Raw genomic sequence first — 22,829 nt, 5'->3', positions numbered from 1 at the left:
CTCACTGCTCGGACCCAGCTCCGATCGTGGCGCCCTCGGCCGCGATGCTCGTCGCTTCACCGTGGCCCGTCAGGACGGTGGTGTGGCCCGGCAGCGTGAACAACGACGCGCGGATCGAGGCGAGCAGCGTGTCCTCGTCCGAGTACGACCGACCGGTCGCACCGGGGCCGCCCTGGAACAACGTGTCGCCCGTGAACACGACGTCGAGCGCCTCGAGGTACAGACAACACGCGCCCGGCGCATGCCCCGGGGTGTGGATGACGCGCAGGGTGGCCCCTGCGACCCGCAGCTCGTCCCCGTCGCTCAGCGACTCGTCGGGCGCCCAGTCGTACGTCATGTCCCACAGCACGCGGTCGCCCGGGTGCAGGTGGACGGGCGCACCTGTCGCGGCGCGCACGTCGGCGGCGGCCGTGATGTGGTCATTGTGGGCGTGCGTGCACACGATGGCAACGACCTCGCGGCCCGCGACGGCGTCGAGGATGGGCGCCGCCTCGTGAGCCGGGTCGACGACGATCACCTGCTCGTCGTCGCCGATGAGCCAGACGTTGTTGTCGACGTCCCACTTACCGCCGTCGAGCTCGAAGGTGCCGGAGGTGACGACGCGTTCGATGCGCAGACCGCCGTCGGCGACGACGACTTCCGGGCCCGCGGGGGCGCTCACAGTTCCACCACCGAACGCAGCACCGAACCCTCGTGCAGCTTCTCGAACGCCGACTCGACGGCGTCGATGCCGATGCGCTCGGTGACGAAGGCGTCGAGGTCGAAGCGGCCCTGCTTGTAGAGGGCCACGAGCGCCGGGAAGTCGCGCTCGGGCAGGCAGTCGCCGTACCAGCTCGACTTGAGCGCGCCACCGCGACCGAAGATCTCGATCATCGGCAGTTCGATCTTCAGATCGGGCGTCGGCACGCCGACCATGACGACGCGGCCGGCGAGGTCACGGGCGTAGAACGCCTGCTCGTACGTCTCGGGGCGTGCGACGGCGTCGATGACGACGTCGGCGCCGAACCCGCCGGTGAGTTCGCGGATCTTCTCGACGGCGTCGACGTTCTTCGAGTTGATCGTGTGGGTCGCGCCGAACTTCTTCGCCGTCTCGAGCTTCGCGTCGTCGATGTCGACGGCGATGATGCGCGCCGCACCGGCGATCTCGGCACCGGCGATGGCCGCGCACCCCACCCCACCGCAGCCGATGACGGCGACGGACTCACCGCGTTCGACCTGGCCGGTGTTGGCGGCCGCACCGAACCCGGCCATGACGCCACAGCCGAGCAGGCCGACCGCGGCTGCGTCGGACTCCTCGACCTTCGTGCACTGGCCGGCGGCGACGAGAGTCTTGTCGATGAACGCGCCGATCCCGAGAGCGGGCGTCAGCTCCGTGCCGTCCTCGGCCAGCGTCATCTTCTGCGTCGCGTTGGCCGTGTCGAAGCAGTACCAGGGCTGACCCTTCTTGCACGCACGGCACTCGCCGCACACGGCGCGCCAGTTGAGCACGACGAAGTCGCCGACCTCGACGTTCGTCACGCCCTCGCCGATCTTCTCGACGCGCCCGGCCGCCTCGTGGCCGAGCAGGAACGGGAACTCGTCGTTGATGCCGCCGTCGCGGTACGACAGGTCGGTGTGGCAGACGCCGCACGCCTCGACGTCGACGACCACCTCACCGGGGCCGGGGTCGGGCACGACGATGTCGACGAGTTCGACCGGGGCGTTCTTGCTGCGGGCGATGACGCCCTTGACCGTCTGGGACATATCGAAAGATCTCCTCGTGTGGAAGGTGGCTCGACGGGTCGGTGCACCGCTTCGAGGTGGCCTCGGCGCATGTGCCCGACTTTGGTTCCAATGTAGTCCCCGGCGCTGACAACCCCGTCATCACAAGGGTTTCGACGCCCCGAGGCGGGGAATCAGGAAGCCGCCGTCACGGCGTGACACAGCTCGAACGGGTGACGCCTCAGGCGCGCGGCACGATGAGCGCGGTCGCGATGGCCGCGATTCCCTCGCCTCGGCCCGTCAAGCCGAGCCCGTCGCTCGTCGTGCCGCTGACCGAGACGACCGCGCCGCCGAGCGCATCCGAGAGCGCGGCCTGGGCCTCGTCGCGACGCGATCCGATCTTGGGGCGGTTTCCGACGATCTGCACGGCGACGTTGCCGATCTCGTACCCGGCCTCGCGCACGAGGCGCGCCGTCTCGGCGAGCAGCGTCACGCCGCGGGCGCCGGCGAGTTCGGGGCGGTCGACGCCGAAGTGCTGCCCCAGGTCGCCCAGCCCGGCAGCCGAGAAGAGCGCGTCGCACAGGGCGTGCGAGGCGACGTCGCCGTCCGAGTGACCTTCGATGCCACGCTCCCCCGGCCATGTCAGACCTGCGAGGGACAGCTCCCGCTCGTCGTCGGCGAGCGGGTGGATGTCGACACCGATCCCGGTGCGCGGCAACGACATCGACACCGGCGACTCAGGCCGACCGGACGATGAGACGGGGTGCGTCATGACTGACCTCTCGGGTGGGTGTCGGTGACCTCGCCGGCGACGGCATCGTCCGCGGCGAGCAGGTGCTCGGCCAGCACCATGTCGAGCGGCGTCGTCACCTTGAGGGCGAGATCGTCACCGGCGACGACGACGACGTCCGCTCCTGCGAGCTCGACGAGCGCGGCGTCGTCGGTGGCGTCGGCGCCGCAGGCGTGGGCCGCGAGCAGCGCCGAGCGCCGAAAGCCCTGCGGTGTCTGGATCGCGCGCAACGCGGCGCGTGCGGGAGTCGAGGCGACGACCGTCTGTGCCTCCCGCGCCTCGACGAGCTTGATCGTGTCGACGACGGCGACGCCCGGCACGACCGCGTCAGCGCCGTCGTCGAGGGCCGCCAGCACCCGAGCCACGAGCGACGGCGGCGCAAGGCACCGCGCTGCGTCGTGGACGAGAACGGCGTCGCACGACGCATCGAGCGCGGCAAGGCCCGCCCGCACCGAGTCGCTGCGCTCCGCGCCGCCGCCGACGCGCGTGACGAGGGTGGGGTCGAACTCGGCGAGAGCCTCGTCGAAGTCGCTCTCGTGCGTCGCCGGAGTGACGACGACGACGTGCGACACGCCGCCCCCCGCGAGGATGCGGCGGACGGCGTGCGTCACGAGGGGAGCCCCCCTCAGCGTCACGAGCGCCTTGGGTCGGCCCGCCTTGAGACGGGTGCCGAGCCCGGCGGCGACGACGACGGCTCCGGCGTTCAGGACGCGAGGACCTCGTCGAGCGTGGCTTCGGCCTTGTCCTCGTTCGTGTGCTCGGCGAGCGCCAGCTCGGAGACGAGGATCTGGCGGGCCTTGGCGAGCATGCGCTTCTCGCCGGCGGACAGGCCGCGATCCTGGTCGCGGCGCCACAGGTCGCGCACGACCTCGGCGACCTTGATGACGTCACCGGAGGCGAGCTTCTCGAGATTTGCCTTGTACCGGCGCGACCAGTTGGTCGGCTCCTCGGTGTGCTCGGCGCGCAGCACCTCGAACACCTTCTCGAGGCCGGCCTTGTCGACCACGTCACGCACGCCGACGAGGTCGCAGTTCTCTGCAGGGACTTCGATGGTCAGGTCGCCCTGAGCCACGTTGAGCACGAGGTACTGCTTGTCCTCGCCCTTGATCTTGCGCACCTTGATCTCTTCGATCGTGGCGGCTCCATGGTGCGGGTAAACGACGGTCTCGCCGACTTTGAATTCCATGTGGTAATAGCCCCTTTCGCGACCCCAAGAATACCACGCAGCCGCGCCATTCCGGGCAAAACGACGGCGTCTCCAACCTCGCCACCGGCCCATAGCACACCCTGATGAGGCCCCCTCGCAGGTGCGTGCGGTGCGCGACACGCGGCGAACGGCGAGAAAGTTGTGTGTCGATTCGGTCACCTCTGCACCCGGTGCGCGCATGCGCGCGGCGGTGGCGATACTCTTGGGCACGTGACGCGACGAATCATGAACCCCCAGCGCCGCCGCGCAGGCGTGCTTCTTGCCGCCGTGACGCTCGGCGCCACCCTGACCGGCTGCGGCCAGGTCATCAACCCGTACACGACGGAGCTGCAGTACGACCCCGCTGACGGTGTCTCTGCCACGGTGGGCGACCTCAAGGCCGTCAACCTGCTCATCGTCAACGACGACAAGACGCACAAGGGTGCTCTCGAGGGCCTCGTCTACAACAAGGCGAACGAAGATCGTCAACTGACGCTCTCCGTCGCGGGCAACGACACGCAGGTCACCGTTCCCGCAGGCCAGAGCGTGCGCCTCGACGGCAAGGCGAACGGCAACGGCTCCGCCAAGATCAGCCCCGTCGAGGTCGCCTCGATCGGCGACTCGAAGCCGGGCGACCAGATCGACATGACGCTCAAGGCCACGCCCGGCGGCTCGACGCAGGTCGCCGTCCCGGTCGTGCTCGACCAGTACCCGTACGGCTCAGCCTCGGTCGAGCACGCCGAGGACGTCGAGCCGAAGGAGGGCCACGACGTCGGCATCAGCGAATCGACCCCCGCCCCCACGGGCGAGGAGGAGAAGGGCACGTCCGTCACGAGCCACTAGTGTTCGCGTCCCACGCCTGACGAAGGCCGGCATCCTGCGCGGGATGCCGGCCTTCGTCGTGCGCCGGGGCTGCGGGTGGTACGCAGGGTCCGCCGCGTCAGGCCTCGAGCTTGTAGCCGAGCCCACGCACCGTCAGGATGTGCTGTGGCGAGCCGGGGTCGGGCTCGATCTTGGCGCGCAGGCGCTTGATGTGGACGTCGAGGGTCTTGGTGTCACCGACGTAGTCGCTGCCCCAGACGCGGTCGATGAGCTGCATGCGAGTGAGGACGCGCCCCTCGTTGCGCATGAGCATCTCGAGCAGTTCGAACTCCTTGAGCGGCATCGCGACGCCCTTGCCCCCCACAGTGACGACGTGACGTTCGACGTCCATCGCCACGGGCCCGACGACGAGCTCGTCGCTCTCGCCCGCCTCCGCCTCGCCGCGGCGGCGCAGAACGGCCTTGATGCGCGCGAGCAACTCGCGCCCGGAGTACGGCTTCGTCACGTAGTCGTCGGCGCCCATCTCGAGACCGACGACCTTGTCGATCTCGCTGTCCTTCGCCGTCAGCATGATGATGGGCACGCCCGAGCGGCTGCGCAGCTCGCGGCACACGTCGACGCCCGACATGCCGGGCAGCATGACGTCGAGCAGGACGAGGTCCGCGCCGCCGCGCTCGAAGGTGTCGATGCCCTCGGGGCCGGTGGCTGCGACGACGGCCTCGTAGCCCTCCTTCTTCAGCATGTACGCGAGCGGTTCCGAGTAGGACTCCTCGTCCTCCACGATGAGAATGCGGGTCACTGGACTTCCTTCGTCGGGGCGCCGCTCGTCGCGAGCACCGGGCGGGCTGAGGGGGTGAGGGGCGCGTCGGGGTCGGCGAGGTGGTGCTCGCGCTCGGCGCTCCAGCAGGGGAACTGCATCTCGAACGTCGAACCGACGCCCGGTTCGCTCCAGACGCGGATGCGGCCGCCGTGGTTGGCGCACACGTGCTTGACGATGGCGAGCCCGAGCCCGGTTCCGCCGGTCTGACGCGAGCGTGCGGGGTCGACACGGTAGAAGCGTTCGAAGATGCGCTCCACGTCGGCCGCGGACAATCCGATTCCCTGGTCGGTGACCTGCACGGCCACATCGTCGTCGTCGGTCCTGACGACCACGGAGATCCGCGTGTCCGCCGGCGAGTAGTTGACGGCGTTGCTCACGAGGTTGCGGATGGCCGTCGTCAGCAGGTTCTCGTCGCCGAGGACGACGTGCGATTCTTCGTCGGCGCGCAGCAGGACCTCGATGTTGCGGCTCTCGGCGAGCAGCCGTGTCTCCTCCGTCGCGCGGACGGCGCACTCGCCGAGGTCGACGGGCTTGGCCGCGGCGACGGTGTCGGCGCCCTGCAGGCGCGACAGGTCGACGATCTCCTGCACGAGGTTCGCGAGGCGCACCGTCTCCGTCTTCATGCGGCCGGCGAAGCGCGCGACGGCCTCCGCGTCGTCCGCGGCGTCCTCGACGGCCTCGGCGAGCAACCGCAACCCGCCGACGGGCGTCTTCAGCTCGTGCGAGACGTTGACGACGAAGTCGCGGCGCGTCTCCTCGATGCGACGCGCCTGCGTCCTGTCCTCGACGAGCACGACGACGAGGTCGTCGTTGAGGGGGGTGACGCGGACGCCGAGGTCGACGCGGGCGTCGTCGATCGGGCCGCGCGGCAGGTCGAGGTCGCCTTCGACGGTGCGGCGTTCGCGACGTGCGAGGCGCACGACCTGCTTCATCTCCTCGTGCCGCAGGTCGACGTCGCGCACGAGTCCGAGGGCGGAGGCGTCCTCGCTCGAGGCGACGACGCGGTCAGAACGGTCGACGAGGAGCCAACCCGAGCGCAGCAGGCGCAGCAGGCGCGCGGCGTCCTGCGACAGCATGCGCGGCACGAGGTCGGTCGTCGACGCGGCAGGGGTGTCGATCAGGCTCGGCGCGGCCACGGCTGTCGCCGCGCCCCTCGTCTCCCCTTGCGGCGGTCGTTCGGGACGCCGACCGAGCGCGTATCCCCCGCCCAGGGCCAACGGGGCGGCGACGGCTGCACCGGCGGCGAGGGCGAGGAGGTCTGACACAGGGCAAGGGTACGCACACCATGACCGCGGGCGGCGCCCTGAGCGCGGGCGCTTCGCACATGTCGCCGGATGTTCACCTTCGCGCTTGTCTTCGTTCATGAGGTCATGGAAACGTCTGTTGGGAACCACCGCAGGGTGGTCATCCGCCATGCCTGCACGCGCTCCACGGAGCCAGCCTGAGGAGGACGCGAATGCGCGACGCATTCCACGAGGATCTCGACAAGATCTCCGACCAGCTCGTCACGATGACGACGATGGTGGCCACCGCTCTCGAGCGCGCCACCACCGCCCTGCTCGAGGGCGATCGCACCGTCGCCGAGAGCGTCATCGCCGCCGACGACGACATCGACACGCTGCGCCGGGAGATCGACGACCTCGCCGTCGACCTGCTCGCTCGCCAGCAGCCCGTCGCAACCGACCTGCGCATGGTCGTCACGGCGATGCACATGAGCTCCGACATCGAGCGCATGGGCGACCTCGCCCGTCACATCGCGAAGGTCGCCCGCATGGCGGCCCCGAACCTCGCCATCCCCGACGACATGCGCCCGATCATCGCCGAGATGGCGGCCGTCGGTCAGCGTCTCGTCAAGGCGACCGGTGATGCGATCTCGTCCAAGGACGTCTACGCGGCCGTCGAGATCGGCCGTATCGACGACGCGATGGACGAGCTGCACAAGAAGGTCTTCACGACGCTGCTCGACAACTGGCAGCACGGCATGGAGGCCGGCGTCAACGCGACGCTGCTGTCGCGCTACTACGAGCGCTTCGGTGACCACGCCGTGGCCGTCGCCGACCGCATCGTGTACCTCGTGACGGGTCGCTACGGCAACCCGGACGAGGGCCTCTCGCGCGACGCGCGCTGAGGATCAAGCTCGTCGTCGCGGGGCTGGGGCCCGAGCTTGCGAGGCCAGCCAGCTCCAGCGTCGGCGAGCGTTGACGAAGCGCGCAAGAGGAAACGCGCACTGAGGATCAAGCTCGTCGCCGCGGGGCTGGGGCCCGAGCTTGCGAGGCCAGCCAGCTCCAGCGTCGGCGAGCGTTGACGAAGCGCGCAAGAGAAACCGCGCGCTGAGGATCAAGCTCGTCGTCGCGGGGCTGGGGTCCGAGCTTGCGAGGCCAGCCAGCTCCAGCGTCGGCGAGCGTTGACGAAGCGCGCAAAACAAAACGCGCGCGCTGGGCACCAGATCTGATGAAGCCCGCCACACCGATCGGTGTGGCGGGCTTCATCAGATGCGGGTGCTTACTTCTTGCCCTGATTGGCGACGGCGGCAGCGGCTGCGGCGGCGGCTTCGGGGTCGAGGTAGCGTCCACCCTTGGTGACGGGCTCGAAGTTGTCGTCGATTTCGTAGACGAGGGGCATGCCGGTGGGGATGTTGACGCCGACGATGTCGTCGTCACTGATGCCGTCGAGGTGCTTTACGACGGCGCGCAGCGAGTTGCCGTGCGCGGCGAGCAGCACCGTCTTGCCGTCCTGCAGGTCGGGGACGACCTCGTCGTGCCAGTAGGGCAGGAAGCGCTCGATGACGTCCTTGAGGCATTCCGTCAGCGGCGCGTCGTCACCGAGGTCGGCGTAGCGCGGGTCGGCGTCCTGGCTCCACTCGCTGCCTTTCTCGATGGGCGGCGGGGGCGTGTCGAAAGAGCGGCGCCACGTCATGAACTGCTCTTCGCCGTACGTGGCGAGCGTCTCGGCCTTGTTCTTGCCCTGGAGGGCGCCGTAGTGCCGCTCGTTGAGGCGCCAGCTGCGCTTGACCGGGATCCAGTGACGGTCGGCTGCGTCGAGTGCGAGGTTGGCCGTCATGATGGCGCGGCGCAGCAGCGACGTGTGGACGACGTCGGGCAGGATGCCGTTCTCGACGAGCAGTTCACCGCCGTGCGTGGCCTCGGCCCGGCCCTTGTCGGTGAGGGGCACGTCGACCCACCCGGTGAACAGGTTCTTGGCGTTCCAGTCGGACTCTCCGTGACGGAGCAGGATCAGCGTGTGCGTCATGCCTCCAGCCTATCGCCGACGCCCGTGTGAGGGTGGGGCGTCACTGCTCGGTGGTCGGATCTTTCGCCGTCGCCTCATCGTCCGCCCTCGCCTCGTCGTCGCGGCCGTTCTCGAGGAGGTGGCGGAAGGCGTCGAGGTTGCGCGTCGACTCGTCATGCGTGACGCGCCAGTGCCATTCTTTCTTCATCGACGACAGGAAGCCACGCGCGAGGACGTCGTTGAAGATGCCGTCGCTCGCCTCGAGCATCGCGCCGAGCAGGACGTCGAGGCCCGCCGTGTCGAGCCCCGCCAGCGGCAGTCGGCCGGTGAGGTAGACGTCGCCGGAGGAGTCGATGCCGTACGCGACGCCCGGCAGGCGCAGGTTGCGCTGCAGGAGCAGCCGGTAGACGTCCTCGTGGTTCTCGTCGGGGTTGCGCACGACGAACGCCATCGCCTTGAGCGTGCGATCCCCGACGACGAGCGAGACGACCGTCTTGAGCTTCTTCTCCCCCGGCAGCGTGACGACGAACTCGCGCTCGCGCGCCCCGAGATCCCATTCGAGGCCGGATGCCTCCAACCATTCGCGCACGAGGGTGGTGGCGGCTTCGACCAGGTCAGCGTCAGACATGACACCAACCTACGCGGCCGTCGCCGCTCGCGGCATCACCCGGTCAGGCCTTCGCACCGTCAGGCCGTCGCACGCTCAGACCGTCAGACCGTCAGACCGTCACGGCACGATGGCGCTGGGTACACCGGCGAGCGCACGGGAGGCGTCGATGTCGGAGCTCGTCTCCCGCCGGCACGCGTCCTCGTAGACGGCGAGGAGCTTGTCGACGCTCGCGTCCCAGCTGTGGTCCTGAGCGTGGCGGGCGGCGCGACGGCCCAGTTCATCGATGCGTGGCGGGTCGTCGAGCAATGCAGCGAGCTCCTGCGCCCACGTCGCCGGGTCGTGGCCGTCGACGAGGACGCCGCCGTCTCCGACGGCCGTAGGCAGCCCACCGACCGCTGCGGCCACGACGGGCGTGCCGGAGGCGGACGCCTCGATCGCGACGAGCCCGAACGACTCGCTGTGCGACGGCACCGCGACGACATCCGTCGCATGGAACCAGGTGACGAGTTCGCGCCGCGAGACGGGCGGCACGAAGTCGACGACGTCCTTGACGCCCAGCTCGCGCGCGAGCGCCTGCAGCGCGAGAGGCTTGTCGAGGCCTGAGCCCGACGGCCCGCCGACGATGACGAGTCGCAGCTTTTCGCGGCGCCACGGGGCGTCCTCGATCATGCGAGCGACGGCACGCACGAGGACGTCGGGCGCCTTGAGCGGCTGGATGCGGCCGACGAAGAGGACGACGTCAGCGTCCTCCTCGAAGCCGAGTTCCGCTCGCGCAGCATGACGTTCGGCGACGATGTCGTCGCCCGCGCTGAACACGTCGAGGTCGACGCCGGGGGTGACGACGGTGACCCTCGCCGGGTCGGCTCCGTAGAGGTCGATGAGTTCCCGGGCCTCGCCGGGGGTGTTGGCGACGAGCGTCGTGGCCGCGTCGACGACCTGCTCCTCACCGATCTCGCGCCCCGCCGGCTCGGGAGTGTCACCCGCGGCGAGCTGACTGTTCTTGACCCGCGCCATCGTGTGCATCGTGTGGATGAGAGGCACCCGCCACCGGTCGGCCGCGAGCCACCCGACCTGGCCCGAGAGCCAGTAGTGGGAATGCACGAGGTCGTAGTACCCCTCCGGCTTCGACGCGCCGACCCGCATCATGCCGGCCGCGAACGCACACAGCTGGCCCGGCAGATCGTCCTTGCCGAGCCCCTCGTACGGCCCGGCGGCGATGTGGTGCACGGTCACGCCGGGCGCCAGTTCGACCTGCTCACCCACGGACGCGCTCGTGCGCCGCGTGAAGATGTCGACGGCGACGCCGCGTTGCGCGAGCCGCTTCGCCGTCTCGACGACGTAGACGTTGAGGCCGCCCGCGTCACCCGTCCCCGGCTGCGACAGCGGTGAGGTGTGGACGCTCACCATGGCGACGTGCTTGACCTCGCGCTCAGAAGCCTCACCGGACGCCGAGGTGGCCGGACTCGTTCCTCCGCGCCCGTCCGACGGTGCGGCGGAGGCGCTCGGTGGCCACGCGCGGGCAGCGGCATCGTTCACGTCGGATTCGTCCACGACATCGGCAACGGTAGATTCGCCACGTGCATTCCCGACCCGTCGGCGCCGTCACCCGCGGCACGACCAACGCCAACCGGCTGCGCCGTCAAGACCGGTGGCTGGCGGGGCCGCAGGCCTGGCGGCTGCGCCGCTCGGAGGGCTCGCCCGTCGTCGTCGATCTCGGGTACGGCGCCTCCCCCACCACCGCCGTCGAACTGCACACGCGGCTGCGCGCGGTGCGCCGTGACGTGCGCACCGTCGGCATCGAGATCGAACCGAGCCGCGTCGAGATGGGCCGGCGACTGATCGCGCGCACGCCGTTGGAGGGATTGAGCTTCGCCCGTGGCGGTTTCGAGGTGCCGCTACCGGGCGGCGAGCGCCCTGTCATCGTGCGGGCCGCGAACGTGCTGCGTCAGTACGACGAGAGCGAGGTGGCCGGCGCCTGGGCGCACGTGCTCGAGCGGTTGGCGCCGGGCGGGCTGCTGCTCGACGGCACGTGTGACGAGCTGGGGCGCCGTTCGACGTGGGTGGCGCTCGAGGCGAGCGGGCCCGTCAGCCTCACGCTCTCCTACCGCCTCGCGGGCCTCGCCGACCCCGCGGACATCGCCCCGAGGCTCGTCAAGGCCCTCATCCACCGCAACGTGCCCGGCGAGCGCATCCACGACTACCTCGCTGCACTGTCACACCACTGGACGCTCAGTGCGCCGCTGGCGCCGCACGGGGCTCGTCAGCGGTTCATCGCGACGGCCCGCGCGATGCGGGCGTCGGGCTGGCCGCTGCTCGACGACGTCCACCGCTGGCGCCTCGGCGAGATCACCGTCGCCTGGGCAGCCGTGGCACCCGCGGACGACGGCGCCCGCATCACTCGTCGTTGAGCGTCGCGACGAACAACCTCGCGCCCCGCTCACCGGTGACGCGCGCCGGTGGGTCGCCCGCCGGCCACCATGCGCACTCCAGGGGCCCGAGCACGAGACGCTCGTCGGCGCACTCGACGCTGACGGGCGCATCGAGCGCGAGCAGGAGACCGGGCGCGCCGTGGGCGGGCACGTCAAGGGGCTCACTCTGAGGTCGAAGCTCCCACAGCGCGAAGTGCGGCACCTCGGAGTGGTACCGCGCCATCCCGGGCTGCGGGCGCCGGGGTTCGTCCGCCGTCACGGGCGTCGACACGTCGACGATGGCGAGCAGTTCGGCGACGTCGACCTTCTTCGGCGTCAACCCGCCGCGGACGACGTTGTCCGAGTTCGCGAGGATCTCGACGCTCGTGCCGCGGACGAAGGAATGCAGGACGCCAGCGCCGATGAAGTAGCTGCGCCCGGGCGTCATGAGGTGGTGCTGCATCGTGAGCAGGACGACGACGCCGATGTCGCCCGGAAACTGCTCGTGCACGGTGAGGACCGTGCGCAGGGCGCGCGCCTCGGCGTCGTCCTCGATCGTCTTGACGACGCTCTCGAGCGCCGCGACGACCTCCTGCACGAACGGGCCCTGACGCTCCGTCTCGAGCGTGAGGATCATGCTGAGCAGCGCGTGCTCGGGACGCTCGGTGCCGCGCGCGGCGTCGATCATCGCCTCGAGGCTCACGAGGCCGAGCGCGCGGAGGCGCTCCTGCACCTGCGCGAAGGGCAACGAGCCGGCGAACGCCTCGCTCTCGACGAGGGGGATCCACGCCTCCGGCTTCGGCCACGCATCGGAGTAGGTGCCCTCCGGCGCCGACGCCGCGCGACTCGCGTCCGGGTGCGCCTGGATCGACAGCGCCTTGTCGGCCGCGAGGATCTTGAGCAGGAACGGCAGACGGTCGCCGAAACGCTCACGCGAGCGGGCACCGAGATGGTGGGCGTGGTCGCTCGCGATGTGCTCGTCGAGGCCGCAGCGACGTCCCCCATGATCGAACGTGCCCGGCCCCGCTTCGTGAGCCCCCACCCACAGCTCGGCCTCGGGTTCCTCGCTCGGCGCGCGCCCGGCGAGGCTTGCCAACGCCTCACGCGAACCCCACGCGTAATCCTTGATGAACGGCTCGAACTTCAGCACGGCGCCCCCTCCCCCACTGCACCCATGACGGGCGTCATCGTATGTCGTCGGCGGGGTCGTCGAAGAACTCCCCCACGACCTCCCGCACCCGCCCGCGGTGCCCCCACAGCAGCCCGTGCTCGTCGAAGACCTCGAGACGCGCGTTCGGCAGATGCTGTGCGAGACGCTCAGCCGAGCTCACCGGGTGCACCTCGTCGCCGCGCTGGGCGAGGATGAGCACGGGCAGCTCGAGGCCGCGCAGCGCCTCGACGTCGGCGACCGGGACGGCGTGCGGCATGTCGCGCAACGCCTCGGCCATGCCGGGGCGCAGGAACACCTCGGTCTGCTGATCGACCCAGGCCTGCGCCGCGTCACTTCCATGCGCCGACGCCGGCAGCTCGCGCTCCAGCTGGACACGGATCGTGGCGGCGTCGCCGTCACGCGAGGCCTGCGCCATCGCCTCGTAGCGCACGAGGCCCGCGCTGTTGCGCGGCGAGTCGACGACGGCGGGGATCACGAGGACGACCCGCTCGAAGCGTCGTGGGTCGCGCAGCAGGACGCGCAGGATCGAACCGGCACCCATCGAAACACCCAGCGCCCGCGTCGCCGCGACATGGTCGCTGACGGCCAGGAGTTCGTCGGCGGTGTGGTCGTAGTCCCACCCGTCGAACGCCGGCGCCGAGCGGCCGTGCGAACGGAAGTGGAAGAAGACGCGCGTGCCCGAGACGCCCGAGGCGTACGGACGCGTCGAGGGGATGGAGGCGCCCATGCCGTGCGCGAACACCGTCACCGGCTCCCCGCGACCGGAGCGCACCACCTCGAGCGGGCCGCTCGGGCCGTCGACGAACTCAGCAGCCACCGCGGATCACCAGGGGCCGTACGGGCCGTTGGAATTCGGCTTGTTCGGTCGGACGATGGGTCGGACGTCGGCGAGGAACACCCCGGCGGCGACGATGCCGATGATGCCCGGCAGGCTGACGGGCCGCAGCAGCGAGATGAAACCGAGCAGGACGGCGACCGCCGTGATCGCCAACCAGGCGGGCTTCGAGAGCTTGCCGTGCGCCTGATACATGATCGCCGAACCGCGCGCGGCCTCGATGAGCGCGAAGATCTCGACGCCGAGCACGATGACGCCCAGCGCCACCATCGCGTACGCCTGGATCTGAGAGATGACCTCCATGCCTCCAGCCTAGGCGAGAGGTCCGACAACCCGCGCCGGACGGGGCGTTCTCGAGGTGGCGGCCGGGGACGTCGCCCTCATACGTCGACGACGACGGTGAACGGCCCGTCGTTGACGAGGCTCACACGCATGTCAGCGCCGAAGCGGCCCGTCGCCACGCGCAACCCCTCGCCGCGCAGCGCCGCCACGACGGCGTCGACGAGCGGTTCCGCGACCTCACCCGGCGCAGCCGCTCCCCACGACGGGCGCCGACCCTTGCGCGTGTCGCCGTACACGGTGAACTGGCTGACGACGAGCAGGCGGGTGCACGCCTCACCCGTCTCGAGGTCGCCGGCGTGCAGGTCGCTGACGCTGACCTCCCCGGGCATGATGCGCAACCCGGCAATCTTGCGCGCCATCGCCGCGACCTGGGCGCCGCCGTCGTCATGGGTGGCGCCGAGCAGGACGACGACGCCCGGCGCGTCGAGTCGGCCGACGACCTCGCCCGCGACGCTGACGCTCCCCTCGAGCGCTCGCTGCAGGACGGCCCTCATCCGTGCGTCGCCGCGAGCGAACCCGTCGTGGGCTCCGGCAGCACGGCCGTGACAGCGCCCACGGGCTCACCGTGGCCGAGGATCGGTGCCGACGCGAGATCGTCCAGCACCGGCGCGTCCACCCCCATCGCCCGCAGGATCGCCGCAGCCACGACGGGGCGCACGCGCTGGGAGCCGTCGGCGATCTTGACGCTGACGCCGCGTCCGTCGGCGAGGCCGATCGCGTAGACGGCCTCCGCCCCGTCCTTCGCGATGAGGCCGTCGACGCCCTCGACGAGTTTCGTGACGTCGCGGCGTGTGCCCCCGAGGTAGCGCGGCGCGGCGCGCATCGCGTCGGCCACCCGCGCCTCTGCGCTGCCGGGCGCCGCCGCGGCAAGTCGCCCGAAGGCACGCGCCAACCCGGCCATGCTCAGCGTCATGACGGGAGCACCACAACCGTCCACGCCAGTCGCCTCGACGGTGTCGTCGGCGATCTGCTCGAGCGTGGTGGCCATGAGTCGCTGCAGCGGGTGGTCGACGTCGCGGTACGTCGTCGTGTTCCAGCCGTTGACGACGCACGTCGCGAGCATGCCGGCGTGCTTGCCGGAGCAGTTCTGGGCCAGCGACTCGGGCTCGCGGCCCTCACGCAGCCATTGGCGACGATCGACGTCGTCGTACGGCAGGTCGGGGGTGTTCTGCAGGTCCTCGACGCTCAGGCCGTGCCGTTCGAGGATGCTGCGCACCCCCTCGAGGTGGAAGCGCTCACCCGAGTGGCTCGAGCACACGAGCGCAAGCAGCTGCGGCGGCAGATCGAGGCCGGCACGCACCATCGCGAGCGCCTGCAACGGTTTGTTCGACGAGCGAGGATAGATGACGGCGTCCGGCTCGCCCCACGCGGCCTGAACGGCCCCCTCGGCAGTGGTGACGCACGCGAGCGCACGGTGGACGGACTCGACGAAACCCGAGCGGTCGACGCGGGCCATGACCGGCGCCCCGGCGAGCATCGCGGTGATCTGATCAGCGGTGGGCGAACTCATGCTCCGACCTTACGGGCTGGCGCGGACATGACGAAGGCCCGTCACTCCCCCAGGGAGCGGCGGGCCTTCGTCTGCGACTAGCCGAGGCTAGATGCGGTCAACCTCAGTGGTTGTCCTTGACGTCGCGAACCTTGTCCTTGGCCTTGTCGGCGAAGGAGCGGTCGTCACCGTCGCGGACGCCGTCGGTGCCACGCACATCGTCGGTGCCACGCGTGCCCTCGACGCCGTTCTCGACGCGGACCTCTTCGTGACCGACCTCCGCCTGGACGCGCTGCGTCTCCTGGACCTGGTCGACGTCGAGGCCGACGCGCTCGGTGGCGACGGTCTCCTTGTCGACGACCGGGCGCTCCTCGTGCAGCGTCACCGTCTGCGTCTCCTCGCCGAGCTGGACGTTGCCGTCGACGCGCTCGTTGACGGGCTCACGGGTCACGTGAACCTCTTCGCGGGTGACGGGGACGTCGACCTGCTGCTGCTCGGTGACGACGTACTTGCGCAGGCGAGCCTTGCCGGCCTCGCGACGCTCCTTGGCGACGTTGAGGCGCTCCTCGTGAAGAACGACGCCGTTCTCGTCGCGCTCAAGGTTGCGCTCGTCACGCTCGACGCGACGCTCGTCGTGCTCTTCCTTGCGGAACTCGTGGTCGGCGCGAGCCTCGTCGACGCGACCCTCCACACGGTCCTTGGCGTCGTGGTCGTGGTGACCGGCGGCGTAACCGGCGGTTCCGGCCGTGCCGGCGGCAGCGGCGTCGCGGCCGTCGAAGTCACGACGGTCACCGTCGTGCGTCGTGCCACCGTTCGATAGGCCGTAGTAGCGGTAGAGCGCCTCTTCCTGCTCGACGTCGAGGTGCTTGTCAGCGTCCTGACGCGGGGCGTCCTTGATCTTGGCCTTCGTGTAGGGGAGGTGCAGGTCCTCACCCTCCACGCGGGCGCCCTCGAGCGGGACGAAGGACTCGGAGGTACCGAACAGGCCCGTGTTGACCGTGACCCAGGCGGGCTGGCTCGTCTGGTCGTCCAGGTAGACCTCGCCGACCGAACCGATCTTGTCGCCGTCGCTGTCGTAGGCCTTGCCGGATCGGGTGGCCAGAACGTCGTCAACGGAAAGCATTTTCGTTCTCCTTCGTGATGGCGGATGCACGCCGATCCGACCGGATTCGCATCCGTCCAGGTCGCCGTGCGGCTTGGCATCAGCCGATCATTTTTCCTGGCCGCTGTCACCACCCCCGGCCGCGAAAGGGGTCTGGACAGGATGCAACCTGGGGGTCTCCTCCGCGTCACCCGCCCCTCGGATCTCACCCGTGGGAGTGGACCCCGACACGCTTCAGGGCCGTTTTGCGGCCTCATAGGGGTGACAGCTCCACCCCTATGGCCAATACAGACAACCGCTACCCATCGGTTTTGTGACATGAATCACATTTTTTGCATCCCGTCCCGGTAGACTCATCTGAGACCCTGCACGGTCAGGACCCCTTGACCCCGCCCCGAGCATCAGGCCGCGAACACTCAGGGCGCGACGATGACGGTCTGCGCGGCGGCCACCCCGCCGATCAGCAGCGGCGCGTCGGCTGGGGTTGAACGCTTGAGCACGACGAGGCCGATCGGCCCGTCGATGTGGTGACGCGCCACTGACGTCAGCCGACCCGCAGCACGGGGGGCTCCGGGCACCATGACCTCGGCGCCGACCTCGGGCAGCGTGTGGTCGCTGCCGTCGAGATGGACGAACGCCAACCGCCGCGGCGGGCGACCCAGGTTGTGGACGCGGGCGACGGTCTCCTGCCCCCGGTAGCACCCCTTCTGCAGATGCACGGCGCTGCGCAGCCAGTCGAGCTCGTGCGGAATGGTCCGGTGGTCGACCTCGAGCAGCCCGTCGGGTCGCCAGGCCGCGACGCGCAGCGCCTCCGCGGCCCACAGGCCCGCCGGCTGAGCCTCGGCGAAGACCGCCTCGAACCGCTCGCGCGGCACGATGAGTTCGCGCCACCGACGCTCCGAACCAGGGTGCTGCGCGCTCGGACCGTACGCCGCGCTCACGGGGCCGAGCGCCGGCCACGGGTCACGCCAGGCGATGACGCCGGTCTCACGCACCTGCTCGGGGGTCGACTCCTCGTCGTTCACCTCACCGATGACTGCGTGTTCGTCGGAGACGTCTGCCACCTCGACGCGCAGCATGAACTGCATGCGTCGCAGCCATGCGGCCAATTCGGCGCTGCGACCGGGATCGGTCGTCAGCCACGTCGCCTCGCCGTCGTCGACGACGTGCAGGGCGAACTCGACGTGCCCGTGCGGGCTGAGCACGAGCGTCTCCGTCGAGGTGAACGGCGCCAGGTCGGCGAGGTGCTGCGTCGTCATCGAGTGCAGCCAGGAGAGGCGGTCGGGGCCGGCGACCCGCACGACGCCGCGGGCCGACAGGTCGACGTGAGCCCGGCCCTGCTCGAGCGCACGCTGCTCGGCGACCGGGTTGCCGTAGTGGGCGGGCACCGACGCCCAGACGCCGTCGGCCGCCACGGCGCCGGGCAGGTCGAGGGACGGCGAGCAGTCGCCCGCGTGGGCCGCCTCATGCTGCGACGCGGGGGCGTTCGTCGTCGCGCCGGCATGGGCGGCGTCGACGGTGTCCGGATTCGTGGCCCGGTCCGCGTCCGAGACCTCAGGGGGCAGGGGCTGCATATCATTCACCGCACCACCGTACGCGCGGGTCCGCGCGGCTCCCAGGTGAGCCTCGGTCGGCCCACCTATGCTGGGGCCATGTCAGACGAGACCTCGATGCCGCACGCCGACGACGCGCCCGGCACCCCGGGCCCTTCGCCCCACGACGGCACGAGCGCGACGGGCGAGACGAGCGACGGTGCCAGCTCCCGCGCGACGAAGGCCCCCGGCCGGCGACGGAGGCGTAGCAAGCTGCGTGTCCTGCTCTACACGCTGCTCGCGCTGCTGCTCATCGTCGCCCTCGTCATCGGCGGGTTCTTCCTGTACCTCAAGTACGTGTTCGACTCGAACGTCTCGCGCGAGAAGCTCCTGCCGAGCTCGAACGTGACGCGAGACGCCGCGGCCGGGGACGCCCAGAACATCCTGTTGCTCGGCTCGGACAGCCGTAACACGAGCCTGCGTGACGGAAGCCGTTCCGACGTCATCCAGCTCGTCCACATCAGCAACGACCGCAAGCAGGTCTCCGTCGTGCACTTCCCGCGCGACTACTACGTCGACATCCCGGGCCACGGCAAGAACAAGATCAACGCCGCCTACGCGTACGGCGGCCCGACCCTGCTCATCCAGACGATCGAGAAGGCGACGAACGTCCACATCGATCACGTCGCGCAGATCGGGTTCAAGGGCTTCGAGAAGCTCACCGACGACATGGGCGGCGTCGACATCTACGTGCCGCAGGCCTTCGACGAGAAGGGATACGGCAGCTGGTCCAAGGGCATGAACCACATGAACGGCACCCAGGCGCGCCACTACGTCCAGGAGCGTCACCAGCTCAAGAACGGCGACATCGACCGTGGCAAGAACCAGCAGGCCTGGATTCTTGCCATGTTCAAGAAGGCCAAGACCCAGGGCGTCCTGACCAACCCGGTGACCATCACCAAGCTCGTCGGCGACATCTCCGACAACCTGGCCGTCGACGACGGATTCACCTCTGGGTACATGACGAGCCTCGCCTACAGCCTGCGCGACCTCGACACGCAGAACATCACCTTCTACACGGCGCCGTACACCGGTTTCGGCAACGAGGGCGCCGCAGGATCGGTCGACTACGTCGATGAGGCAGGCCTCGAGAAGCTGAGCGACGGCCTGCGCAAGGACGACATGTCCGGCGTCCCGAACGGGCGCGTGGGCGCTGCGAGCTGAGGCCCAGGACGCGGAAAGCCCCTGCGCGCGGCTCGATCGAGAGGCACGTCACCGGATAACCTGGTGCCGTGCCTTTCGAACTTGATGTCAACATGCCCATCGAACTCGCCCCCCTCGCCTGGCTCGTCGGCCGCTGGGAGGGCGCCGGTGTCATCGGCTACCCCGGCATGGAGTCGGCCAACTTCGGCCAGGAACTCGTCGTCAGCCACGACGAGCGCCCCTTCCTCGAGTGGCACTCGCGCATGTGGAAGCTCGACGAGCAGGGCAACAAGACGGACACCATCGACACGGAGTTCGGCTACTGGCGCCCGCTGGAGAACAACGAGGTCGAGTTCATGGTGACGCACCCGAGCGGCATCGTGGAGATGTACTACGGCAACACCTCCCCCGCGAAGATCGAACTGCGCACCGACGGCGTCATCCGCTCGCCGCAGGCGCCCGAGTACACGGCCGGCGCGCGCATGCTCGGCTACGTCAACTCCAACCTCATGTGGGCCTACGACGCGGCGCTCAACGGCAAACCGCTGCAGAGCTACGCCTCGGCCGAGCTCAAGCGCGTCGACTGACGTTCTGCGCTCCTGCCTGACGCGCCGGTGGGCGCCGCCTCCCTCACCGGGTGCGGCGCCCATCGGCGTCCGTGGTGGTTCGAGCGGCAATCGTGCCGACGACCTGGTGCGGACAACCGGGCTTGCGGGCGCTCAGACGAGACGCGCCACCGCGACGGGCACGAGGCCACAGACGAGGACGCACGCACACCCCGCGGCGAGCTGCGCCCGCGTGTGGGCGGACGTCGCAAGCGTCACCGTCGTACGCAGGCACGCCCACGACAACAGGCCCGCCGCGCCACCAGCCAGGGCGGCCGACGCGACCGATGCGCCCGCGATGACGGCGCCGCACCCGGCGATCGCGCCGAGCACGCACTGCGCCGCACCCAGTTCGAGGCGCCGTGACGTCGCCCCCGCCACGCCGTCGAGGACGCTGCCGACGAGCGTCGCGAGGCCTGTGGCGAGCATGAGGTGACGCGTCTGCGACGAGTCGGCGGCATCGATGAAGTAGGCGCCGGCCCCGAGCACGCCGAGGCCGAGCGCCGTCCCGGCGAGCGTCATGACGAGGCGCGGACGCCCGTCCTGGCGCAGCAGTTGGTGCAGGAAGCTCGCGATGAGACCGACACACAGGACGGCACCGGCCCACCGCGTGCGGTCTCCGACATCGCTGGCGAGCATCGTGACGGCCAGGGCGGCGGCGGTGCCCACGAGCACCGACGAGGTACCGCGCGGGCTCGGCAGATCGACGAGGCGTGGCCACCCACAAGCGAGCCCACACCCGAGTACCACGAAGACGAGCGCGATCAGCGTCACCGGCGCGAAGGACGCCGCGCAGATCGCGGCGGACGCAACAGCTCCGGCGCACGCGCCGGAGGCGCGCATCGACGGCGTCGGTGGTTTGGCGGAGGTCACGCGCCCATCCTCGCATCCCGCGCGCCGGTGCTCATCCCCTGACGGCTCATCCCCCGACGAACGGGGGCAGCACCTCGACGACGTCTGACGGCTCGAACGAGGCGTCATCGGCGAGGCGACGGCCGCCGTGCAGCAGGCTGCAGCGTGCGAGCACGGCCTCGATGTCGGGGTGGGCCCGCATGATGAGCGCGCGTACGTCGCGGCCGGTGAGCTCGGGGTTCTGGCGCGCCTCACCCACCGCGAGCGGCAGGTTCTCCTCGTCGCACCCGGCGGCCTGCGCCGCACCCGCCCAGTAGCGCACCCGCACATTCGGGCGAGCGTCTACGTCTGTCGTCATCCGATGTTCCATCCTTCGACCATGCTCCGGCAGCCTCTCCACGCTAACCGTAGTCTTGACGCGTGGCGCACCTCCTGCTTCTGACGACGGCTCGCGGCGCGAGCGTCGAGGTGCTTCCTGCTCTGGGGCTGCTGAGCCACCGGGTGCGCGTGAGCACGCCCGACCCGGAGCGGCTCGCCGCTCCGCTCGACGCCGACGTCGTCATCGTCGACGCGCGCACCGACCTCGTCGCGATGCGCGGCGTCACCCGCATGGTCGAGGCCGCGTGGCCGGGTACGCCCGTCCTCGCCATCTTCACCGAGGGCGGCCTCGTCGCACTGACCCCCGAGTGGTTGATCAGCGACGTGGTCCTCGATGTCGCGGGCCCCGCCGAGGTCGACGCCCGCATCCGTCTGGCTCTGGCCCGCGCCGGTTCGCAGCCCGACGAGGCGAACACGCAGATCACCGCCGGCGACCTCGTCATCGACGAGGAGTCGTACTCGGCGCGGGTGCGTGGGCGGTCGCTCGACCTCACCTACAAGGAGTTCGAGCTGCTCAAGCACCTCGCGCAGCACCCGGGGCGGGTCTTCACCCGCGCGCAGCTGCTGCAAGAGGTCTGGGGCTACGACTACTACGGCGGCACGCGTACCGTCGACGTCCACGTGCGACGGTTGCGGGCCAAGCTCGGAGCCGAGCACGAGACGTCGATCGGCACGGTCCGCAACGTCGGGTACCGCTTCGTCGATGGTGGCGTGAACGGCGCGTGACGCTTCCGTGCGGGCCGACGCGAGCAGCGCTCCCGGCGCGATCTTGGCTTCTGCATCTCCCGTCGTTCCGCGGTTGTCACCCGTGCGCGCTAGCGTGAACGCCATGAAGATCGACGCACAGAACCTCGACGTCCACCCGGCCCGCCCCGACGAGGTCGACGCCGTGCTGGCGCTCGCGCGCTCCGCGGCGAAGAGCGACGGTGTGGCTGCCCTCAACGAGGAGTCGCTGTTCGCGCTGGAGCGCCTCGCGCCACCGGCCCGCGTCCTCGTCGCCTCCCGGGAGGGCTCACCGGTCGGCGTGCTCGTCGACGCGCAGTCAGATGCAAGCGGATGCGATCTCGTGACGGCGCCCGACGCCCGCCGCGCGGGTGTCGCACGGGCTCTGCTCGTGGCCCTGGACGAGTCCAGGAGCGATACTGCGACGCCCGTACGCCTTTGGGCCCACGGCGATCTGCCCGCTGCCCAGGCGTTCGCTGCGAGCCTCGGTGCGCGCAAGGCGCGCGAGCTGTGGCGCATGACGCGTCCGCTCACCGCCGACGAGACGTTCGACGTCGCACTCCCCGCGGGTCTGGTCGCGCGCGGTTACGACGGCAGCGAGCGCGAGGCGCAGGCCTGGGTCGATCTCAACGCGCGCGCCTTCGCGCATCACCCCGAACAGGGGCGTATGACGCTCGCCGACTTCCGCGAGCGCGAGGCGCAGGAGTGGTTCGACCCGGCGGGTCTGATCCTCGTGCGGGACGAGGCGAGCGGAGAGCTCGTCGCCTCGCACTGGACGAAGCACGAGCCGGGCGACGAGGCCGGCGAGGTGTACGTCGTCGCGGTCGCACCCGAGTGGCAAGGACGAGGCATCGCCGGGCCGCTCACTGCCCTCGGCCTGGCTCACCTGCGTGACGCGGGGGCGAGCAGCGTCGAGCTCTACGTCGAGGGCGACAACGAACCGGCCAAGGCCACCTACACGCGGCGTGGGTTCGTCCGTGCTGCTCACGACGTGATGTACGTCCACACGCCTGCCCGGGCGATGTGAAGATA

26 protein-coding genes are annotated in these 22,829 nt (G+C 70.2%); 7 read left to right on the top strand and 19 right to left on the bottom strand.

All coding sequences use genetic code 11. The annotated features are described in order from the left end of the window. Window position 1 precedes the first annotated feature (1 nt). From DYE07_RS11435 to DYE07_RS11415, 5 genes are all read right to left on the bottom strand, one after another. Window positions 2-661 carry an MBL fold metallo-hydrolase gene (locus DYE07_RS11435; RefSeq protein ID WP_115297015.1) on the bottom strand — a complete coding sequence of 220 codons (660 nt, stop codon included), beginning with the start codon at window positions 659-661 and terminating at the stop codon, window positions 2-4. Next, window positions 658-1,743, bottom strand: a complete 1,086-nt coding sequence (locus DYE07_RS11430) for an S-(hydroxymethyl)mycothiol dehydrogenase (RefSeq protein WP_006946443.1) — start codon at window positions 1,741-1,743, stop codon at window positions 658-660. Before DYE07_RS11430 ends, DYE07_RS11435 begins: the two co-directional genes overlap by 4 nt. Window positions 1,744-1,942: 199 nt before the next feature. Continuing rightward, window positions 1,943-2,473: a 2-C-methyl-D-erythritol 2,4-cyclodiphosphate synthase gene (gene ispF, locus DYE07_RS11425; protein ID WP_006946445.1), complete on the bottom strand. Its 531-nt coding sequence runs from the start codon at window positions 2,471-2,473 to the stop codon at window positions 1,943-1,945. Next, complete coding sequence (gene ispD / locus DYE07_RS11420; protein ID WP_115297153.1) at window positions 2,470-3,198, bottom strand: 2-C-methyl-D-erythritol 4-phosphate cytidylyltransferase; 729 nt, start codon at window positions 3,196-3,198, stop codon at window positions 2,470-2,472. The genes ispF and ispD overlap by 4 nt, the downstream gene beginning before the upstream one ends. Then, window positions 3,195-3,677, bottom strand: coding sequence for a CarD family transcriptional regulator (locus tag DYE07_RS11415; RefSeq protein WP_006946459.1), 483 nt, complete (start codon window positions 3,675-3,677; stop codon window positions 3,195-3,197). The genes ispD and DYE07_RS11415 overlap by 4 nt, the downstream gene beginning before the upstream one ends. A 231-nt stretch (window positions 3,678-3,908) precedes the next feature. Here DYE07_RS11415 and DYE07_RS11410 point away from each other — a divergent pair, with 231 nt between their 5' ends. After that, the gene (locus DYE07_RS11410) at window positions 3,909-4,520 is read left to right on the top strand and encodes a hypothetical protein (protein WP_147286927.1); all 612 of its coding nucleotides are present in this window, start codon (window positions 3,909-3,911) and stop codon (window positions 4,518-4,520) included. Window positions 4,521-4,617: 97 nt separating this feature from the next. Here DYE07_RS11410 and DYE07_RS11405 read toward each other — a convergent pair whose 3' ends face one another. Together DYE07_RS11405 and DYE07_RS11400 are read right to left on the bottom strand one after the other, a co-directional pair. After that, a complete protein-coding gene (locus DYE07_RS11405; RefSeq protein WP_115297013.1) occupies window positions 4,618-5,298 on the bottom strand; it encodes a winged helix-turn-helix domain-containing protein in 681 nt (226 codons plus the stop codon). Further along, window positions 5,295-6,584 (bottom strand): sensor histidine kinase, encoded by a 1,290-nt coding sequence (locus tag DYE07_RS11400; protein ID WP_235006217.1) that lies wholly within the window; start codon window positions 6,582-6,584, stop codon window positions 5,295-5,297. The genes DYE07_RS11405 and DYE07_RS11400 overlap by 4 nt, the downstream gene beginning before the upstream one ends. 191 nt (window positions 6,585-6,775) lie before the next feature. On the opposite strand from DYE07_RS11400, the gene phoU reads away from it, so the two are divergent. Then, entirely contained in the window at window positions 6,776-7,447 is a 672-nt protein-coding gene (gene phoU, locus DYE07_RS11395) for a phosphate signaling complex protein PhoU (RefSeq protein WP_115297011.1), read from the top strand. 374 nt (window positions 7,448-7,821) lie between these two features. On the opposite strand, the gene DYE07_RS11390 is transcribed toward phoU, so the two are convergent. From DYE07_RS11390 to mshA, 3 genes are all read right to left on the bottom strand, one after another. Beyond that, a complete protein-coding gene (locus DYE07_RS11390) occupies window positions 7,822-8,568 on the bottom strand; it encodes a phosphoglyceromutase (RefSeq protein ID WP_115297010.1) in 747 nt (248 codons plus the stop codon). A 40-nt stretch (window positions 8,569-8,608) separates the two neighbouring features. Beyond that, window positions 8,609-9,175, bottom strand: coding sequence for a YbjN domain-containing protein (locus tag DYE07_RS11385; RefSeq protein ID WP_115297009.1), 567 nt, complete (start codon window positions 9,173-9,175; stop codon window positions 8,609-8,611). 99 nt (window positions 9,176-9,274) lie between these two features. After that, window positions 9,275-10,708, bottom strand: a complete 1,434-nt coding sequence (gene mshA / locus DYE07_RS11380; protein ID WP_083603955.1) for a D-inositol-3-phosphate glycosyltransferase — start codon at window positions 10,706-10,708, stop codon at window positions 9,275-9,277. A 26-nt stretch (window positions 10,709-10,734) separates the two neighbouring features. Between mshA and DYE07_RS11375 the strand changes: the two genes are divergently transcribed. Continuing rightward, window positions 10,735-11,565: a class I SAM-dependent methyltransferase gene (locus tag DYE07_RS11375; protein ID WP_074040779.1), complete on the top strand. Its 831-nt coding sequence runs from the start codon at window positions 10,735-10,737 to the stop codon at window positions 11,563-11,565. On the opposite strand, the gene manA is transcribed toward DYE07_RS11375, so the two are convergent. The 7 genes from manA to ygfZ form a co-directional block, all read right to left on the bottom strand. After that, window positions 11,552-12,715, bottom strand: coding sequence for a mannose-6-phosphate isomerase, class I (gene manA, locus DYE07_RS11370; RefSeq protein ID WP_172462996.1), 1,164 nt, complete (start codon window positions 12,713-12,715; stop codon window positions 11,552-11,554). The two genes, DYE07_RS11375 and manA, sit on opposite strands and share 14 nt — an antisense overlap. 34 nt (window positions 12,716-12,749) lie before the next feature. After that, window positions 12,750-13,553: an alpha/beta fold hydrolase gene (locus DYE07_RS14810; RefSeq protein WP_172462995.1), complete on the bottom strand. Its 804-nt coding sequence runs from the start codon at window positions 13,551-13,553 to the stop codon at window positions 12,750-12,752. A gap of 6 nt (window positions 13,554-13,559) precedes the next feature. Then, window positions 13,560-13,874, bottom strand: coding sequence for a DUF2516 family protein (locus DYE07_RS11365; RefSeq protein WP_115297007.1), 315 nt, complete (start codon window positions 13,872-13,874; stop codon window positions 13,560-13,562). 77 nt (window positions 13,875-13,951) lie between these two features. Then, window positions 13,952-14,407 carry a D-aminoacyl-tRNA deacylase gene (dtd, locus tag DYE07_RS11360; protein WP_115297006.1) on the bottom strand — a complete coding sequence of 152 codons (456 nt, stop codon included), beginning with the start codon at window positions 14,405-14,407 and terminating at the stop codon, window positions 13,952-13,954. Next, window positions 14,404-15,423, bottom strand: a complete 1,020-nt coding sequence (locus DYE07_RS11355) for an asparaginase (RefSeq protein ID WP_115297005.1) — start codon at window positions 15,421-15,423, stop codon at window positions 14,404-14,406. Before DYE07_RS11355 ends, dtd begins: the two co-directional genes overlap by 4 nt. Window positions 15,424-15,526: 103 nt before the next feature. Beyond that, window positions 15,527-16,525, bottom strand: a complete 999-nt coding sequence (locus DYE07_RS11350; RefSeq protein ID WP_115297004.1) for a DUF2382 domain-containing protein — start codon at window positions 16,523-16,525, stop codon at window positions 15,527-15,529. Between the two features lie 395 nt (window positions 16,526-16,920). Further along, window positions 16,921-18,078: a CAF17-like 4Fe-4S cluster assembly/insertion protein YgfZ gene (gene ygfZ, locus DYE07_RS11345; protein ID WP_115297152.1), complete on the bottom strand. Its 1,158-nt coding sequence runs from the start codon at window positions 18,076-18,078 to the stop codon at window positions 16,921-16,923. A 78-nt stretch (window positions 18,079-18,156) separates the two neighbouring features. On the opposite strand from ygfZ, the gene DYE07_RS14535 reads away from it, so the two are divergent. Both DYE07_RS14535 and DYE07_RS11335 read left to right on the top strand, forming a co-directional pair. After that, window positions 18,157-19,260: an LCP family protein gene (locus tag DYE07_RS14535; protein WP_050786567.1), complete on the top strand. Its 1,104-nt coding sequence runs from the start codon at window positions 18,157-18,159 to the stop codon at window positions 19,258-19,260. Between the two features lie 68 nt (window positions 19,261-19,328). After that, the gene (locus DYE07_RS11335; RefSeq protein WP_062258494.1) at window positions 19,329-19,826 is read left to right on the top strand and encodes a heme-binding beta-barrel domain-containing protein; all 498 of its coding nucleotides are present in this window, start codon (window positions 19,329-19,331) and stop codon (window positions 19,824-19,826) included. Between the two features lie 132 nt (window positions 19,827-19,958). On the opposite strand, the gene DYE07_RS11330 is transcribed toward DYE07_RS11335, so the two are convergent. Both DYE07_RS11330 and DYE07_RS11325 read right to left on the bottom strand, forming a co-directional pair. After that, entirely contained in the window at window positions 19,959-20,717 is a 759-nt protein-coding gene (locus DYE07_RS11330; protein ID WP_006946477.1) for a hypothetical protein, read from the bottom strand. Window positions 20,718-20,763: 46 nt separating this feature from the next. Next, on the bottom strand, window positions 20,764-21,054 hold the full coding sequence (locus DYE07_RS11325; RefSeq protein ID WP_006946448.1) for a ubiquitin family protein: 291 nt from the start codon (window positions 21,052-21,054) through the stop codon (window positions 20,764-20,766). Window positions 21,055-21,116: 62 nt separating this feature from the next. Here DYE07_RS11325 and DYE07_RS11320 point away from each other — a divergent pair, with 62 nt between their 5' ends. Both DYE07_RS11320 and mshD read left to right on the top strand, forming a co-directional pair. Next, on the top strand, window positions 21,117-21,800 hold the full coding sequence (locus tag DYE07_RS11320) for a response regulator transcription factor (protein WP_006946497.1): 684 nt from the start codon (window positions 21,117-21,119) through the stop codon (window positions 21,798-21,800). A 103-nt stretch (window positions 21,801-21,903) separates the two neighbouring features. Continuing rightward, window positions 21,904-22,824, top strand: a complete 921-nt coding sequence (gene mshD / locus DYE07_RS11315; RefSeq protein WP_074045667.1) for a mycothiol synthase — start codon at window positions 21,904-21,906, stop codon at window positions 22,822-22,824. The last annotated feature ends 5 nt before the right edge of the window (window positions 22,825-22,829 follow it).

Origin of the sequence: Dermacoccus nishinomiyaensis (assembly GCF_900447535.1) — a bacterium.
Taxonomy (GTDB): Bacteria; Actinomycetota; Actinomycetes; order Actinomycetales; family Dermatophilaceae; genus Dermacoccus; species Dermacoccus nishinomiyaensis.
The sequence above is the reverse complement of the archived record's forward strand: the minus strand, read 5'-3'. Positions and strand labels throughout refer to the sequence as shown.

Excerpts from the sequence above, each read along its gene's own strand:
- dtd (WP_115297006.1), bottom strand. The coding sequence starts at position 14,407 with ATGAGGGCCGTCCTGCAGCGAGCGCTCGAGGGGAGCGTCAGCGTCGCG.
- DYE07_RS14535 (WP_050786567.1), top strand. The coding sequence starts at position 18,157 with ATGTCAGACGAGACCTCGATGCCGCACGCCGACGACGCGCCCGGCACC.
- phoU (WP_115297011.1), top strand. The coding sequence starts at position 6,776 with ATGCGCGACGCATTCCACGAGGATCTCGACAAGATCTCCGACCAGCTC.
- mshD (WP_074045667.1), top strand. The coding sequence starts at position 21,904 with ATGAAGATCGACGCACAGAACCTCGACGTCCACCCGGCCCGCCCCGAC.
- DYE07_RS11325 (WP_006946448.1), bottom strand. The coding sequence starts at position 21,054 with ATGACGACAGACGTAGACGCTCGCCCGAATGTGCGGGTGCGCTACTGG.
- DYE07_RS11415 (WP_006946459.1), bottom strand. The coding sequence starts at position 3,677 with ATGGAATTCAAAGTCGGCGAGACCGTCGTTTACCCGCACCATGGAGCC.
- DYE07_RS11385 (WP_115297009.1), bottom strand. The coding sequence starts at position 9,175 with ATGTCTGACGCTGACCTGGTCGAAGCCGCCACCACCCTCGTGCGCGAA.
- DYE07_RS11390 (WP_115297010.1), bottom strand. The coding sequence starts at position 8,568 with ATGACGCACACGCTGATCCTGCTCCGTCACGGAGAGTCCGACTGGAAC.
- DYE07_RS11430 (WP_006946443.1), bottom strand. The coding sequence starts at position 1,743 with ATGTCCCAGACGGTCAAGGGCGTCATCGCCCGCAGCAAGAACGCCCCG.
- ispF (WP_006946445.1), bottom strand. The coding sequence starts at position 2,473 with ATGACGCACCCCGTCTCATCGTCCGGTCGGCCTGAGTCGCCGGTGTCG.
- ygfZ (WP_115297152.1), bottom strand. The coding sequence starts at position 18,078 with ATGCAGCCCCTGCCCCCTGAGGTCTCGGACGCGGACCGGGCCACGAAT.
- DYE07_RS11350 (WP_115297004.1), bottom strand. The coding sequence starts at position 16,525 with ATGCTTTCCGTTGACGACGTTCTGGCCACCCGATCCGGCAAGGCCTAC.
- DYE07_RS11365 (WP_115297007.1), bottom strand. The coding sequence starts at position 13,874 with ATGGAGGTCATCTCTCAGATCCAGGCGTACGCGATGGTGGCGCTGGGC.
- DYE07_RS11355 (WP_115297005.1), bottom strand. The coding sequence starts at position 15,423 with ATGAGTTCGCCCACCGCTGATCAGATCACCGCGATGCTCGCCGGGGCG.